Here is a 15,278-nt window from a genome sequence, read left to right on the forward strand (position 1 = left end):
TTTCCCCGCCTCTCATTGTTGAGGAAAGCATTGCAGAAAGAATAGCAGTGAATCTGTGACCGCCACCGACACTGGTGCACGCACCGGGAGCCTCTGCCGCCGGCCGGAGCCACGGCGAAAATACTCAATGCATCAAGCGAGATTGCGCTCGAACAACGCCAGTAACCGCTCCCAGGCGCGCTGCGCCTGCTGCGGGTGGTAAACCGCAGAATCCGTCGGGCACCAGCCGTGCACGCGTAGCACATACTCCCACCTATCGCCACCCATTCGCACATAGGTAAATTCCTTTTATTATCAGTCACTTAGCACCTATACTTGTTAGGTGGCGCCTTGTGGGGGCAGGTGGCACCATACTAAACCCATTGCACAGGCTTTGCACCGAGAGGAAAACAGCCATGGCCGACACTACACCGGCACCCGGGGGGAAGCGGGGCGCTGCCAACAAGGTAAAATTGACTGATCACTATTTACGCAACCTAAAGCCAAAAGCGTCCGGTCGGTACAAGGTATGGGACACCGACAACCCGCGCCTTGTGGTGGATGTACTAGCATCTGGGAAGAAGGTTTTCCGCGCGTACTATTTGCACAACGGCAAGCCAAAGTTCTTCACGATTGGTCCCTACGGAACCGTCACCCTTGCGCAAGCAAGAAAACATGCCGGTGAGATTCACTCCAAAACTATTAGCGGTAGTGACCCCATAGAAGAGAAGCGGCAAGCCGCGAAGCAACAAGAAGCCGCGAAGCAACAGGCCGAGCTTAGTAAACAACTTGTTCTGAAAACCTTTTTGGAAGAAGTTTATGAGCCATGGGCAAGGGAAGACCAGGGTCTAAAATCTGTAAGCCATACCCTCAAAAATATACAACGGGATTTCTCATGGCTACTAGATCAGCAGATGGATAGCCTACAACCTGAAGAAATTGATAAATGGAAAAAGAGGGAACTTGAAAGGGGGTTATCAAAGCATTCTATTAACCGCCGCCTCAACTCACTCCGGGCGCCCTACTCCATGGCATATAAGAAACGATACCTTCAATTTAACCCCCTGAGCCAAGTTGAGAATGTAAAGGCACGAGAAAATAAGCGGGTTAGACATCTATCCGTAGATGAAGAGGAAACTTTACGCAAGAAATTGAGAGAGCGCACGGAACAGCAAACCAAGAGCCCTAAGCCAAGCTTCTCCTACTATTTGGAGCCAATGGTATTATTAACCCTGAATACTGGGATGCGACTAGGGGAAGCTCTTCAGCTGGAATGGAAAAATGTAAACTTTGAGCAAGGTATAATTACCCTTACTGATGACACAACCAAATCTAAAAAGACCCGTCACATTCCAATGAACGACGAGGCGAAACAAATCCTAACGGATTGGGGTAAGAATCGTACCCGGGGTAACTTGGTATTTCCCAGCCCGAGAACAGGCAAAAGGATGAATAAGATTAATAGCTGGCTTCCGTTTATTCGAGGCACCGGGATAGAAAATTTTAGGTTTCATGATTTGCGTCATACGTTCGCCAGTAAATTAGTCATGAGGGGTGTTCCTCTCTACGACGTTAAAGAATTGCTTGGCCATGCAAAATTAGAAGAGACTGAGCGTTACGCGCACTTATCTCCGGAACACCTTAAAAAGCACGTCCAGAAGCTGAACAAAAAACAAACCCAACCGGGCGCACTGGAAAAATTATTGAAGAATGCTACGGAAGAGCAGCGGCAAATGATTGCGGCGATACTAATGGAGGGAAAATAATGGAAATTGGAATATGGAATGATATTGAATCTATCAATGTGCAGCGATTGATAGATTTATACCTACCATCGCCAGAACAAGCGTTTTTGAATAAATTCACTATTAATGGGGTTATTTATTCAGCAATGAATCCGGGTGAAACCGCAAAACTTAAAAGAATAGTTGCACATGCCTACCACAAACGAGCTGAAGCAATCTGCGAATATTTATTAAAACACTCAGGTAATCCAACAAGTGAAACTCTTCACTTTGGGCCACCAAACGATGACGACGAAGAACGAGGTTATTCAATATCAGCCACTTACCGCGCGCTTGACTTTGAATTTTATGCTGAATTCTTTAATCTTGATATTAGATATAAAAACCTTACCCAAAAACTTGTCAAAGAAAATACAAGCAATTTTATATGGGAACAGTTTATTATCGATTGCGCACACGAAATAACAAATGGATTCAAGGGGGATAAATTACCCCTAAATGGAACTGAAATAGAATGGCTGCAAAAACAATTTATTAACCGCAGAAAACAAGGATTGCCGATAAGTAAAAATCTGCAAGACTTCGTAGATGAGGATGCAATGCGCAGCTCTACCAAAGAAAAATGGCCGACTGAATCTAGGGGGGAGTTAAAACCCTATTACCTTGTTATCTACCTATTAAGCAAAGCGATAAAAGAACACAACAAAAAATATCCGAGGGATAAATTATCACTAAAAGATTTCAAGGGAAATATACCGCGAGCTAGCCCGGACGAACCGGGCACGAAATCCAAAATAGTTGATCGGATAATCCAGACCATTAACGATTGGCAAGTGACTATGAGTGTACGACGCACCAAAGGCGGCACCCACAAACCGTACGTATCTCTAAAGGACTGCGTAAAGCGCTACTTAGAGGAAACCGGCGCCACCATGCAGCAATAGTGCCCGCCGCTCTCCCGCAATTACTGGCTTTGCGGGCGCCCGGGGTAACTGTACAAAGCCCGCACAAACTGTGCCGCGCAATTTGTGCACTACCCCCATAACGCCGCACAAAAATCCAACCCCGCCCCCGCCATGCTGTACCTGTAAGCCCGCAACCCAACAGGTACACAACATGGAACCCCGCTTTCTAGACACCAAACAAGCCGCTCAATACCTGAGCCTGTCCGCTGTCTGGCTCAACGAATTACGCATCAAAGGTGGTGGCCCGAAATTCTACAAGCTCGGTCGCGCTGTCCGCTACAAGGTGGAAGACCTTGACGCGTGGGTAGAAGAACGCGAACCAGTTTCCTCACTCGCAGAGTATTACAGCAAAAATGATAAGTGAGCGCGCAGATGGATGCAGTAACTCTAAAGAAGCTGAAAAGCGAAGAGCGCTGGCTTTTATGGAAGACCATAGATGGTAAGAAAATCCCCTACTACACCAACGGAGACCCCCGGGGGCGAATAGGCAATAAGGAAATTAAAATTGACAGTCCGGAAGATCATGACCGGCTTGTTGACTTTAAGACGGCACAGAAATCCTATCGCGATAGCAAGGGTAAGTATTCCGGCATCGGCCTTGCGATATTTAAGCCGCTGATTGGCATTGACCTGGACAAATGCTATACGGAAGACGGTGAACTGATACCGCAAGCGGCAAACATTGTTGAGCGCGCCGGTAGTTATACAGAGAAATCACCCAGCGGTAAGGGAGTTCATATTCTCTGTTTTGGCTATCCCGGCGGGCATACCAAAAAGCCAACTCACGACGGCTACGAATATGAATTCTATTCTGGTGGTCGGTTCTTCACTTTCACTGGTGAACACGACAAAGCCAGCCCACCAGACCTCAAATGGGTAGACCTAAACAAATTCCCGGAGCTGTACCCAAACAGGGAGCAACCACTACCGGGCGCCCGGGGGGAGTGGAAGCCTGAGGACTACGACACCGAGGAAAACCACTACAGAGCGGAACGGACGCTTCAAATAACCTGCAATGCGGCCAGAGAGGCTAAAGCTGGCGGCGGTGGATGGCCCTACACAGAATCTCGCTCCAACACACTTAACAAATACGGGCATATCGTCGGACAGTTTATTGCAGCCGGCTTACTGGACGAAGAAGACGCCAAGCGCCAGGTAATAGAGGCAGCAAAAGAAAACGGCGAACCGCTACCCGATTCTGAAATTGAACGGAATCTAGAAAGTGGATTAAATGCTGGTAAGGCCATAGGGCCGCCCGACGACCTAGATATGAAGGGGGATAGCAGCTCTAAACGCAAGCCTTTGCGATTGATAGCAGTCAGCGACCTGATACAAAACATTCGGCCTGTGGAGTGGCTAGTGGAAGGGTTTATAGAGCAGCAGTGCCTCGCACTTATGTTCGGTGACCCCGGGTGCGGCAAGTCCTTCATCGCCGTGGATATCGCCTGCTCTGTTGCTACTGGTAGGCCGTGGTTCGGAAGGAGAGTCAGCGTACCCGGGGGTGTAATCTACATCGCCGGTGAAGGGCTCAGCGGCCTGACGCGCAGATTCAAGGCATGGGAAATCTATCGTCAGTCTCCCCTGGATACCGCGCCACTATACCGAACCGAGAGTGCGGCCGACTTAACAGATAAGAAAAATATAAGAACCCTGATTACCGAAATCCGCAATAGTGACATAAAACCCTCGCTCATCATTGTGGACACAGTAGCGCGCAACTTTGGCACTGCCGATGAGAATGACACCGCGGCGATGAACGGCTTTGTGAACAACATGGACATGCTAAAGGATGAATTCAGCTGCTCCGTGCTATTGGTACACCATAGCGGCCACAGTGAGAAAAGCCGTGGGCGCGGGTCTTCAGCGCTGAAAGCGGCGCTTGACGCAGAGTACCGAGTTGAGAAGCAACAAAATGGTTTTATCCACCTACATAACACCAAGATGAAAGAAGCTGAACTTGCACTGCCCATGACGTTTAGACTTGAAAGTGTGATTCTAGATTGGGATGGCGACGATGATGCAAGTTCGGCAGTTCTGTTAGGAAACAATGGCGGGGGGACATTTTTAGATGAGGATGGTATGAGCCTAACAGCGAAGGAAAAAGAAGTAATCGCAATTGTTGAAGAGTGTGCGGATTTTGGAGAAACGCTAACAGTAAAAGACTTGAGAGCCGAACTTAAAGAAAATGGTGGTGATAAGTCTAATATCCATAAGATTGTAAAACGCCTACTTGAAAAAGGGGTTATTGCAGAAAATTCAGATGGGAATTTAGAGTTACGGCGCCCGGGGTGAGATTTTAAAAGCAAAGGTGGTAGTGGTGGTAGTACCACCGCAATTACCACCACTACCACCGGTCATTTAGGGTGGTAGTGGTGGTAGTGCCCCTAAGGGGACTACCACCCTACCACCTGACCTGACCCAAAATTTTTATTTCTGAAAATTCACATTCTGAAATCCCCCGGGTGCCAATTGTTCGGATTGGATTTTCTGCTAATTGCGGTTGGCTCGGTTGTTCTGCCAGTCGCTCCCCTGGTCAACCCCCGGGTGCACTCACTACCCTGCGCCGCTACCGCCAGCACACAGTCCCCCACACGCCCTATTGCCTACCCCACTCCACTCCCTACCCCAGCAACCGACAGCAAGCCGACTGCGCCGATCGCTGCTGGTCGTTAGGGGGAGTGGCAATGCCTACCTACTGCCCCACCCCCTAAACCGAGCCAGCGGTCCGCATATCGGCTGGTAGGATCGTTGGGCACTGGTGGCGGGTATACCGGGCGTCGCCGTGACCGACCACAAGGCCGATACGTGGTCCGCTGTTGGCAGTTAGGGGGTAGGGGTATGCCGTAGGGCGCCCTGGTCTGTGGGCGCTGTTGTGGTGTCCCACAGGCGTCGCTTCTGTAGCACGTCGTTCTTGCAAAACTAATACGGCGGGCACAGTAGCTGCCGCCTGCCATGCCATGTAACTCCCTGCCCCGCAAGGATTAGCGCCTATCTAATGGGCGAAAACCGCCGATCGTACAAAGGGGGTGTAAAAGCCACCGGAAACCAGCTATCGGGTAATTTGTGCACTACCCCCACAACGCCGCACAAAAATCCAACCCCCGGGCGCGCACACTTACCGCACCGACATAAACCACAGGAAACCCAGATGCATTCGTTCAAGCGAGCCGAGCAGCTCATTTCCGACCAAAGGGAAAGAGCCGAGGAAATAAAGTCAATTGAAGCCGCCTTGGAATCCGCCCTCTCTCGGGTAAGGAGGCGAGCCAAGTTGGATAAACAGGAAACTGAAGAATTGCTGGAGGAGCTGAATAAAAAAGCGAACCCCGACATTATCGATAGGTATGGAAATGATGTTTCTGGTCAGGTTCAGGCGAAAAGATACATCGCTGAAATTAAAAATATTATCAGAGTCTATGGTGTGGCTCATTCTGCGAATAAGGCCGACAGCACTGTCGTGAGCCCTTCAACTCACAAGTTCATTAACAGAGGTTAAGGCATGGATATCGAACGTGAACTAGAAAGGTTGCGCAACTCAAAGGACGAGTTGACTTCATCAACGATAGAAAAACTGAGCGACCTTGAAAAGACCCACTTAAAAGGAGAGGCCGAGATTTGCGCAGATCATAACAACCTCCGGGAGCAAGTTGTTAAGCAGCTGACCGATGTTAATCAACGCATAGATGATTGGTTTTCATCTGATGAGTTTATGAAAGTTACGGACCCGGAAATGGTTCAGTACGACTCCGAAGTTCGCGCGGAACTATCTACGGATATGCAGTGGTTTCCAAAGATGGGATGTGATGTGGTTCGGTTTAGCGCATTCGATTGGAACCCCAAGAAAGCCAGAGCCGCACTTCGACAAGACCCGGATAAACATCTAAAGATTGTACATTTCATGCCCCAAGATATAGAGAGTCTGCGTGAAATCGCCATTGAGGACATGGACCTGGATAGCGAAATCAACGACCTGTGTGACGAAAGAAACAGCCTGCAAGAAGTGCTTGACACTATGGGGCCGGAGAAATCAGTCGGCGAACATGACTTTCTAGCTTTGATTCTTAAGGAGATCCAGTAATGAGTAATCAGAAATACTTTTTCACTGATCGGGGAAGGCTGATAGAAGGTGACGAGTACGACATTGATTTTACCCCACTCTTCAAAGAGCAACTGGAAGAAAAGTGTCGAGAGAAAGGTTTGACCGAGGAAGAATTTGAAGAGAAGTACGGGCACATCTTCGCAGACACCACCCCGGGCGCACCGCAACAGAACCCGTCCCAGGTCGCCCGTCAAAAATTTGTTGAGGATATGCGCAAGGCATGGCGAAAAGAGAGTTAAAACGCAACAGGGCCGGTCAGTTCGTCAAGGGTAATACCGGTGGTGGAAGGCTCCATAGAGCAAAAGTCACAAAGGACGCTGTTCTGAGAGCACTACGTCGCAAGGGTATGGATGAGAATGACTGGTATGACTTTGTTCTCAAGCAGGCTTACAACTTCAATGACAAAACCTGCCTGGACCTGATTAATGGAATCATGTTCCAGAAATACAAACCGGAACAGAAGCCAATCGCGTTCAAGATAACCGGCGAAACCCTAGTGGAAAAGGCCGAAAACATTCTGGATGAAGTTGCGCGGGGCCGCCTATCCATTGAGAACGGAACTCAACTAATCCGTAGCCTTAAAGAACTGGGTAGCCTTATAGAGTTCCACGAACTTTCAGTAAAGATAGATCAACTGGAAGAACAATTGCGGAGGTATCATGAAGAAGCGCAAAATCGTGAAGACTGGTAATCCTCCACAGAAACCAAAGCTGTATAGACCAGACCGCCACTTGAATACGGGCAAATATGGCTTACCGATGAAACAACTTCGCACTGGCGTAAAGAGGAAATAGTAATGGAACACGAGATTGATGCAACCAGAATCAACAGATATCTGAAATGCGCCAAACGTATATTTACAGCTGAACTAATCAAAGATGACGACGATATCCCATGGTCAGAATTTGAGAAACAAATCATCAAGGACGATACACCCCTAACCAGAAGGGATGAAAAGCTCATCGTTTTTGTTGCTCAGATGCTTGAGAAAGAACTTACCTTGGCGCTCTCAAGAGTTGAAGAATTAGAAAGCGCAATGGAACGGATGCACGAGCGCATTAATGAGCTGGAGCTGGCCAAGTGTCAAAAAGGCTCGCGCTAAAAAGGTTATCGGACCTTGAGTCGCAACTCTGCGAATTGAGCGCTTCCATTCCTGAAGAGGGGGAGCGCGAAATTTCCATGGAAGAGTTCCACGCTTACTATAAGTGGTCCGCCAGCAACCCGGGGGCATACTATAAAAAAGATCCAGACCTTCAATGGGACGTAGACTATTTCTTTGAGAAATTTAACAGGGACTTCTGATGGGAGATGTCATCACATTCCAGCCCAAACGACGGAGTCGCAGTCTTGCTGAATTCCATGCTTACTGTGAATGGGCCGCTAAGGAGCTTTGGACAGAGGGTAACTACAATCCCGAGACCGGGGAGTTTTATAAATTTGTGACCTACAAGAAAGACCCGCATCTACAGCAAATAGCGGAGCTGTTCTTACGCGAATTGGAAATTGGTTGATTCGCGCCCGGTGGGTGAGCCGGTCTCTTCGGTAACCTTTAATCCCCCGAAGGGATTACCAGTTAAGAGGCACCTACCGGGCGCATCCGTCACCTGGGTGAGTGGTGAGGCAGCCGGGGCAGACCGGCAACTTCCAATTGCAATTCAATATAGAACAGCCACTGCCTCGTAAACTGAAAACCCTTTCATCTCACAATATTTTTCCAGACTTTCCCTAAAGCGTATCTTGAGAATAAGGAAATCTGGAACAGCCTTTCCGTCAACCACCCCCATAGAATCTTTTAAGTCAGAGTCAAGCATTTTAAGTATCTCACCAATATTTTCCCTCCCCTTCTCAGAGGCCCAAAGGTTTTCCAAACTGGACATTACTGAAGCCAAGGCTCTTTGCTGACTATTCAGGCATCCACGGGTTAGATCAGCACTATAAGGGTATTCTGTTTTGCAGATATTAAGCAGTGCATTAGAAGCTGATAACTTGCGAAGGCTGCCTACTGTTTCTAAGTATACTTCGGAATCAGGGAGCGGGCTTTCCTTTTCCAGCTTAACCGGCTTAGAATTTTTCTGAGTAATTCTCTCTTCCCTTTCCATTGCCTCGAAAACTATTTTGTCAAGCGCCAAGTTGTAGTTTTTAAACAGCGAGTGGTTATCAGATAAGTCCCGCGCGCATTCATCGATAACTTCGTAAAATGTTTTCCTGATATAGCTAGAGCGCCTCTTCGGGTAGATTTTTGATTCGTAATCAACGGGCAATTCCCTACCGGTTTCAAGAATTATTTTGCAGGTTAATGGAAAAGCACTTACCCCATCACTCCAATGACCGTCAATAACCCCTACCCGCTGCTGTTTCTCGTGCAACCCTACAAATAGCGACTCTCTTTTTATTTCTGGATCAGCGTCAGAAAATACCGGCTCTGTACCAAATGTGAGCTTTAGGAAGTATTCTTCGTAGAGGGAATCTAGCTGCTTTTGCGCCTCTTCACGGGATGGAGTAAACAAGGCTACAGCACTGTTACAAAAAAGCAGCAGAGATAAAAGTAATAACTTTTTCATAGGAATTGTTCGAATTGGTTTGTAAGCGCCCGGGGGTAGGATATTCGATACTGAGCCAATTGTAGCCGCTTACTCGCCACCGGGCGCCAATGTAGGTCGCAGTCGTCGGACCAAAGGGGAGATTTCAGCAAAGGGGAACCCGGTCAAAACCTTTGCACAGGCTTTGCACGAGAACCACTAACCCAAGTGACGTTCGAACAGTGCCAGCGCCCTATTCCAGGCATGGCGGGCCTTTGCGGGGTTATGGACCGCGGAATCCGTCGGGCACCAGCCGTGCAGCGTTCCCTCGTAAACCTCTATTTCAGCCGGTACTCCGGCACTGTCGAAGGCCTCGCGTAAAGCGACCTTGGCCTCGGGATCCCGCTCGTCATCATTCTCCGCGATTGCAACCAGGAAGCCGGCCTTGATTTTAGGCACCAGGCGGTGTGGACTGTCTTCACCATCGGTCACCAGTCCGCCTCCGTGAAAGGAGGCGCCGGCGCCGATACGCTCCGGCATATCCGCAGACAGGCGGAACGCATAGGATCCGGTCATGCAAAAACCCATGGTGCCGATTTTCTTGCTGTTATCCACCGAGGGTTGCCGATCGAGAAACTCGACGAAAGCGCGTCCATCCACGACACTGGTTGCCGGCGACAGGGTGCCGGCCAGCTCTTTCGCCCTGGGCCAGATCTTCTTGCGCAACTCTGGATCTATCGTCTTCGCCTCGTCGGGAATCAGCTGCGCCCTGGTGGTGCGGTAATAGGGATTGACCACCAGCACCGAATAGCCGGATTCCGCCAGCCGCTTGCCCATCTGGCGAAAGGCCGGGCGCATGCCGAATATATCCGGCCACAGGATAACCCCGGGATGCCGCCCCTCAGCCGGGTGTACGAAATAACCATCGGCCTCACCATCTGGCGTCGGCACTTTTACCTTCTCTTCCACCACGGCTTCCGCCCGCGCCCCTATCGGCAATACCGCCGCCAGGGCCGCCCCCAGGCCCGCCTTACCAAAACTGCGGCGGGTTATGCCACGGCGGCGAAAATAGGATTCCACATCGTTGTTGGTCAAATCATCACACATTGTCCGGTCTCCTGAGACTCTTCCCACACGGTTAGCTTCTTTTTTTGGGGCTTCTCGCGCATGCTCCACCCCCAGCGGCTGGCCCAGTCTGTTTATAACAAGTGCTGACTGCATGGGCCAGAGCCGGCAGCAGGAATGGGCCTAGCATCGACGGTGAAATCAGGGCGCCTTTGGGCATACCGGTACCGTTTGCGGCGTTTTGGCGAATCTGACAACTGCTTTAGCTTCGGCTTTTTTAGAGGCACCAGAATGAACTCCTGCTGTCGGCAGACTCTTGGAGGCACGATTCAGATCAATTACTCTCAATGGCACCCAAAACCCGCCGGACACAGGGGCCAATATCAACAGGGACAACAGCATGGAAGAGCCGAAGACGCAATTTGATGTAGTCGGTGATGCACCCGACCTCCGCGACCGTTATTACGAGCCCCGCCTTTCCCCCCTGCCCGCGGAAATGCACCCGCCCCAGGACCTGATCATCCTCGACCAGGGAGAGGACGGGGCCTGTACCGGGTTTGGCCTGGCAGCGGTGATCAATCGGCTGTACCAGCAGCAGAGCCAGGATGCAATGGTCAGTCCATGGATGATTTATCATATGGCGCGCCGTTACGATGAGTGGCCCGGTGAGGATTACGAGGGCTCCAGTTGCCGCGGCGCCATCAAGGGCTGGCTGAATTCCGGCGTCTGCCACGACTCCCTGTACGGCAGGGACGACGGCGACACACCCAACTTTGATCAACTCGAGGATGCAAAGTCCCGCACCATCGGCGCCTATTACCGGGTGCGCCCGGAAATTACCGAGATGCACTACGCGATTCGGGAAACGGGCATCATCTACGTTTCCGCGACCATTCACGAAGGCTGGTTCAAACTCCGCAGGAACCACGCCGGTGAATTTGTCATAGCTCCCAACAAACATCAGGTGGGTGGGCACGCCTTTGCGATTGTCGGATATAACGCAGACGGCTTCTGGGTGCAGAATTCCTGGGGCAGAGACTGGGGCAGCAATGGGCTGGCGCTCTGGCCCTACGAGGACTGGCTGGATTCAGTCTACGACGCCTGGGTGGTACAGGTGGCTCTGCCCACGCCGCAGATATTCGACCGGCTGCGTCGGGCGGGCACCCAGTCCAGCGCCAATCTCGCCGCTGCCGGCACCCCGAGTCGCAATGAAATCTGGCGGCACTTCGCCCACTTCGACGACGGCAGCTTTCACGATCACGGCAAGTACTGGAGTAACGAGACTCACATCCGTGCAATAGCCGACAATTTGCGCCAGCACAGAGACAGTTTCGACCACCTGCTGCTCTACGCACACGGCGGGCTCAACAGTGTAAAGACTTCGGCGCGTCGCATCGGGGCGATGAAGGAGATCTTTCTCGAAAACCGCATCTACCCCTTTCATTTCATGTACGATACCGGCCTTCTCGAGGAATTGAAGGATGTGCTGTTTGGCAAGTTCTCCCGCGCCGAACGCATTGCCGGCGGTATCCGCGACTGGTTCGACCGCCGCATCGAGAATATGATCCGCATCCCCGGCCGGGCGGTATGGCGCGAGATGAAGCGCGGCGCTACCAGGCCCTTCGAGCGCCAGGACAGCCACGGTTCACGCACACTGAAGCTCCTGCTGGAAACCGTCGCCGACATCGGTGACAAAAAGGTACACATTGCCGGACACAGCACCGGCGCTATATTGCAGGCACACCTGCTGCAGCGCTTGTTCAAAGACAACTTATTCAACAGGGTGGCCAGCTGCTCCCTGTTCGCCCCCGCCGCCAGCTATGAGGTCTACCACCACATGTATCGGCCGCTGATCAAGAACGGTCGCGTCGCGGAGGCTACTGTCTACAACCTTTCGAGCCAGCAGGAGGAGGACGACCATGTTGCCGGCGTTTACGGTAAATCCCTGCTGTACCTGGTCTCCAATGCCTTTGAGGATCAGCGCGGCGAGGCATTGATGGGCATGAAGGTCTTCAACGACAGGTTTCCGATGGGTGACGTCACCCTGCGCTACAGTCCGTCCTCTGCTACGGCCAGCAGCTCTCACGGCGGCTTCGACAATGACCCGGTGACAATGAACCACCTACTGCGCCGGGTTCTGGGCAAGAAGCCGCGGCGACTGTTTACTGCGAGCGATCTGCAGTACTGAGTGGCAAGGATAACGGCTGCGCGAGTGCGCAATTCGCTGGAGCCGGTTACCCGATCGAAAATGCCAATATCTGACTTATCTCGTTCAGGCTGCGCCCGCTCTGTGTCTGCCAGCCAGTCATGGCCTGCTGCAGCGCGGCCCAATCCTTTTTCGACGAGGGCGACTTCTGCACTACACCCTCGCGGACCAGCGCCCGCACCATGTCGTTGGAGAAAACCAGCGTATCCACCCCCATGCGGCGCAGGAACACCTGGGCTGACTTGCCTCCCAGCCTGTCGCCGCCCTTCTGCAACCCGCGGAGATTATCGGCGTAGCTTTCACTGTTCCAAACGGCAAAATAATTGCCCAGTCCGCCGTGCTCTTCGGAAAGTCGCCAGAAAAAGTCTGCGTTCAGCTGGATGGACTTGGTCTTTTTCCAATGGCGAATCATGCCGTCCCGCTTCAGCAGTTCTTCCAGCGCCTCATCGGACAGGAAACGGCAGTAGGACAGTTCAAAGCCTTGGAAAATTTCTTCTATGCGCGGCCACTTGCTGTCTACCACCTTCCAGTTGAAGCCGGCCTGGAATACGGCCCTGGAGGCCTCGGACAACCAGCGGTTGTCGGGGACTTTGCGGAGGTTGGCGGCGGACTCTGGTCTGGTCAGGCGCGCCTGCAGTTCTGATTTCCCACCAAACCGCTCAATGACTTTTTCTTCTATTTCTTCAAAATTCCGCATGGCTTTCCTGTAACAGGTATCAATCAACCGGGCCAAATGCATAAATCACGCTGCCGGTGCACCGACGGCGAATCATAGAGGTTCAATCGTACCCGCCAGGTGCGGTTTTTTACCCGCGCCATCTTTCACCTGGAATTCAACGCGCCCGCCCTCGGTCACGCAATACTGGAACTGCACGTCAGACGGCAGCAGTATCGGCAACTTGAAGAAAACGTCTACCTTGAATGGCCCGCCGGGCAGCAGGCTGTCCAGCTGCGCCAGGCTGCGCGCCTTGGTCCACATGCCGTGGGCTATGGCGCGGCGAAAACCGAACAGCCGGGCAGTGATTGCGGACAGGTGAATCGGGTTGCTGTCGCCGGAGACGCGGGCATAGCGGCGGCCGGTATCGGCGGGCACATGCCACCGCGTCACTGAGACAGGGTTAAATTCCCCCTTTCTTCTTTTTCCGGCGACCCTGACCGCCGATCTGCTCCCCCTGCCGCGCCGCAGCATGGTGGTCACACATTCCCAGGCCAGCTCCCCTCCGATGGAGACCCGCGTGTGCAGATCGAATTCCAGCCCCTTGGGGGCGGGGCGCGGGCCGCTCAGGCTGCAGTCGATATCGAGCAGCTCTCCGCCGCCGATGCCCCGGTATTGGGTGATGCTGTTGCGCAGGTGCACCAGTCCCAATACCCGGAAGGGAAAGGCATCGGAGACCAGCAGTTCCATATGCAGGGGTGCGGCCAGCACGAATGGATAGGTGACCGGCAGGCTGTCGCCGGCGGGAAAACCGCACAATTTGCGATAGGCGCTCAGGGATTTTGCGTCGACGCGCCTGCCTTTCAGCACCACCCTGCCCAGCTCGCGCTCCTCGGCCGGCGGCTGCCCGGACTTTCTGGCGGTGAGGGCGCGCAGGTAGTAGGACGGGACTGAGGGCGCGGATTTCAGTTCAATTGTCTTGGACATGCTTTACCTTGAAACGGCAGGCTCGCTACAGAAACCAGTTGCCGGGATAAGACCGGTCGAACTGGATTCTGGCAGAAAGGTGTTGCTATTTGTACCCGGCTGCCGCCCGAGAACCCCTATTGAAACTGGGGGTTGACACAGACGATACTCAGCGTCTCACCCGGCTCCTCCCGATAGGTGTCCAGGAAGTGACAGCTGCCCACATGAATAGCCGCGGGCACATAGGTGTGCCCCATATACACGGCATCCATGTCGGAAATATGAAAGGGGCTCAGCCGCTCCGGGGATGCCCGGGCCACCCACTCCTCGCCCGGCTGGCGGGACAGCAAATGGTCGGCGAGACTCTGCCGATTCTCTTCCGACACCAGAATGTCACTGTAGAGCATGGATACCAGGCCTCTGTTCCACAGAAGCTGTTTCGCCACGCAGTCGACGGCCTGATCGGAAAGCGAAATACCGGATTGCCACAGTGCATCGATGGAATCCAATTGCTCAGTCACCCGCCCCCAGCTGCTACCGGGCACATTGGCGTGAACCAGGCCGGCGCGCCCCGCGCCGGTATCCATCTCTATCGCCCAGGGCCAGGAGCGCACCCGGTCGACTGTCTGTGCCTGCCGCTCTGCGGGCAGTCGGTAGAACCATTCGCCCCCATTCATCCGGTGCAGCAGGTCAGCGCCCGCATCTTCCAGGCCCGCGATCATCATCGCCTCGTGATTGCCGATCACGCTGAAGCAACTGCGCTGGTCGACCATTGAGAGCAGGTCCTCGCTGTCGGGCCCACGGTCTACCAGGTCGCCGAGAAAGAACAGGCGGTCGATGCCCGGATTGAACTGGATGTCCTCCAGCTGTCGCCGCAGCTGGGAGAGATGGCCGTGCAGGTCGCCGACCACAAGGTCCCTGCCCTTTGTATTCCGACGCACCTTGAGCAGTGTGGCCATCGGGCACCTCTGCAAACTTCCCGCCCTGTAACAAGCCTAGCCCTGCATGCCAATCGATAGCGAGCTCGACCTAAATTCCGGTGTCGTCGATACCACACCACGGATTGATTAATTTGCCATCCG

At 52.7% G+C, this 15,278-nt stretch carries 16 protein-coding genes; 11 read left to right on the forward strand and 5 right to left on the reverse strand.

Annotated features, from left to right (window positions below; genetic code table 11):
* The first annotated feature begins 395 nt into the window (after positions 1–395).
* From IG627_RS16175 to IG627_RS16220, 10 genes are all read left to right on the forward strand, one after another.
* Complete coding sequence (locus IG627_RS16175) at positions 396–1,745, forward strand: site-specific integrase (protein WP_193193505.1); 1,350 nt, start codon at positions 396–398, stop codon at positions 1,743–1,745.
* Positions 1,745–2,668, forward strand: a complete 924-nt coding sequence (locus IG627_RS16180; RefSeq protein ID WP_193193507.1) for a hypothetical protein — start codon at positions 1,745–1,747, stop codon at positions 2,666–2,668. Before IG627_RS16175 ends, IG627_RS16180 begins: the two co-directional genes overlap by 1 nt.
* Before the next feature lie 172 nt (positions 2,669–2,840).
* Positions 2,841–3,053, forward strand: coding sequence for a helix-turn-helix transcriptional regulator (locus tag IG627_RS16185; protein ID WP_193193509.1), 213 nt, complete (start codon positions 2,841–2,843; stop codon positions 3,051–3,053).
* A gap of 8 nt (positions 3,054–3,061) precedes the next feature.
* Positions 3,062–4,981: an AAA family ATPase gene (locus IG627_RS16190; protein WP_193193511.1), complete on the forward strand. Its 1,920-nt coding sequence runs from the start codon at positions 3,062–3,064 to the stop codon at positions 4,979–4,981.
* 856 nt (positions 4,982–5,837) lie between these two features.
* On the forward strand, positions 5,838–6,182 hold the full coding sequence (locus IG627_RS16195) for a hypothetical protein (protein ID WP_193193513.1): 345 nt from the start codon (positions 5,838–5,840) through the stop codon (positions 6,180–6,182).
* 3 nt (positions 6,183–6,185) lie between these two features.
* On the forward strand, positions 6,186–6,764 hold the full coding sequence (locus IG627_RS16200; protein WP_193193515.1) for a hypothetical protein: 579 nt from the start codon (positions 6,186–6,188) through the stop codon (positions 6,762–6,764).
* Positions 6,764–7,024, forward strand: coding sequence for a hypothetical protein (locus tag IG627_RS16205; protein ID WP_193193517.1), 261 nt, complete (start codon positions 6,764–6,766; stop codon positions 7,022–7,024). The genes IG627_RS16200 and IG627_RS16205 overlap by 1 nt, the downstream gene beginning before the upstream one ends.
* Positions 7,006–7,476, forward strand: coding sequence for a hypothetical protein (locus IG627_RS16210; RefSeq protein ID WP_193193519.1), 471 nt, complete (start codon positions 7,006–7,008; stop codon positions 7,474–7,476). The genes IG627_RS16205 and IG627_RS16210 overlap by 19 nt, the downstream gene beginning before the upstream one ends.
* A gap of 105 nt (positions 7,477–7,581) precedes the next feature.
* The gene (locus IG627_RS16215; protein WP_193193528.1) at positions 7,582–7,887 is read left to right on the forward strand and encodes a hypothetical protein; all 306 of its coding nucleotides are present in this window, start codon (positions 7,582–7,584) and stop codon (positions 7,885–7,887) included.
* 199 nt (positions 7,888–8,086) lie between these two features.
* A complete protein-coding gene (locus IG627_RS16220) occupies positions 8,087–8,296 on the forward strand; it encodes a hypothetical protein (protein WP_193193530.1) in 210 nt (69 codons plus the stop codon).
* Between the two features lie 144 nt (positions 8,297–8,440).
* On the opposite strand, the gene IG627_RS16225 is transcribed toward IG627_RS16220, so the two are convergent.
* Together IG627_RS16225 and IG627_RS16230 are read right to left on the reverse strand one after the other, a co-directional pair.
* Complete coding sequence (locus IG627_RS16225) at positions 8,441–9,346, reverse strand: hypothetical protein (protein WP_193193531.1); 906 nt, start codon at positions 9,344–9,346, stop codon at positions 8,441–8,443.
* A 177-nt stretch (positions 9,347–9,523) separates the two neighbouring features.
* Positions 9,524–10,411, reverse strand: coding sequence for a dienelactone hydrolase family protein (locus IG627_RS16230; protein ID WP_193193533.1), 888 nt, complete (start codon positions 10,409–10,411; stop codon positions 9,524–9,526).
* Between the two features lie 358 nt (positions 10,412–10,769).
* On the opposite strand from IG627_RS16230, the gene IG627_RS16235 reads away from it, so the two are divergent.
* A complete protein-coding gene (locus IG627_RS16235) occupies positions 10,770–12,557 on the forward strand; it encodes a C1 family peptidase (RefSeq protein WP_193193535.1) in 1,788 nt (595 codons plus the stop codon).
* Between the two features lie 46 nt (positions 12,558–12,603).
* Here IG627_RS16235 and IG627_RS16240 read toward each other — a convergent pair whose 3' ends face one another.
* The 3 genes from IG627_RS16240 to IG627_RS16250 all read right to left on the reverse strand — a co-directional run bounded on the left by IG627_RS16240 (position 12,604) and on the right by IG627_RS16250 (position 15,155).
* Positions 12,604–13,272 carry a DNA-3-methyladenine glycosylase I gene (locus IG627_RS16240; RefSeq protein WP_193193537.1) on the reverse strand — a complete coding sequence of 223 codons (669 nt, stop codon included), beginning with the start codon at positions 13,270–13,272 and terminating at the stop codon, positions 12,604–12,606.
* A 72-nt stretch (positions 13,273–13,344) separates the two neighbouring features.
* On the reverse strand, positions 13,345–14,217 hold the full coding sequence (locus tag IG627_RS16245; protein ID WP_193193539.1) for a MaoC/PaaZ C-terminal domain-containing protein: 873 nt from the start codon (positions 14,215–14,217) through the stop codon (positions 13,345–13,347).
* 116 nt (positions 14,218–14,333) lie between these two features.
* Positions 14,334–15,155: a metallophosphoesterase gene (locus IG627_RS16250; protein ID WP_193193541.1), complete on the reverse strand. Its 822-nt coding sequence runs from the start codon at positions 15,153–15,155 to the stop codon at positions 14,334–14,336.
* Positions 15,156–15,278: the final 123 nt, after the last annotated feature.

The organism is Microbulbifer taiwanensis (assembly GCF_014904815.1).
Classification (GTDB): Bacteria; Pseudomonadota; Gammaproteobacteria; order Pseudomonadales; family Cellvibrionaceae; genus Microbulbifer; species Microbulbifer taiwanensis.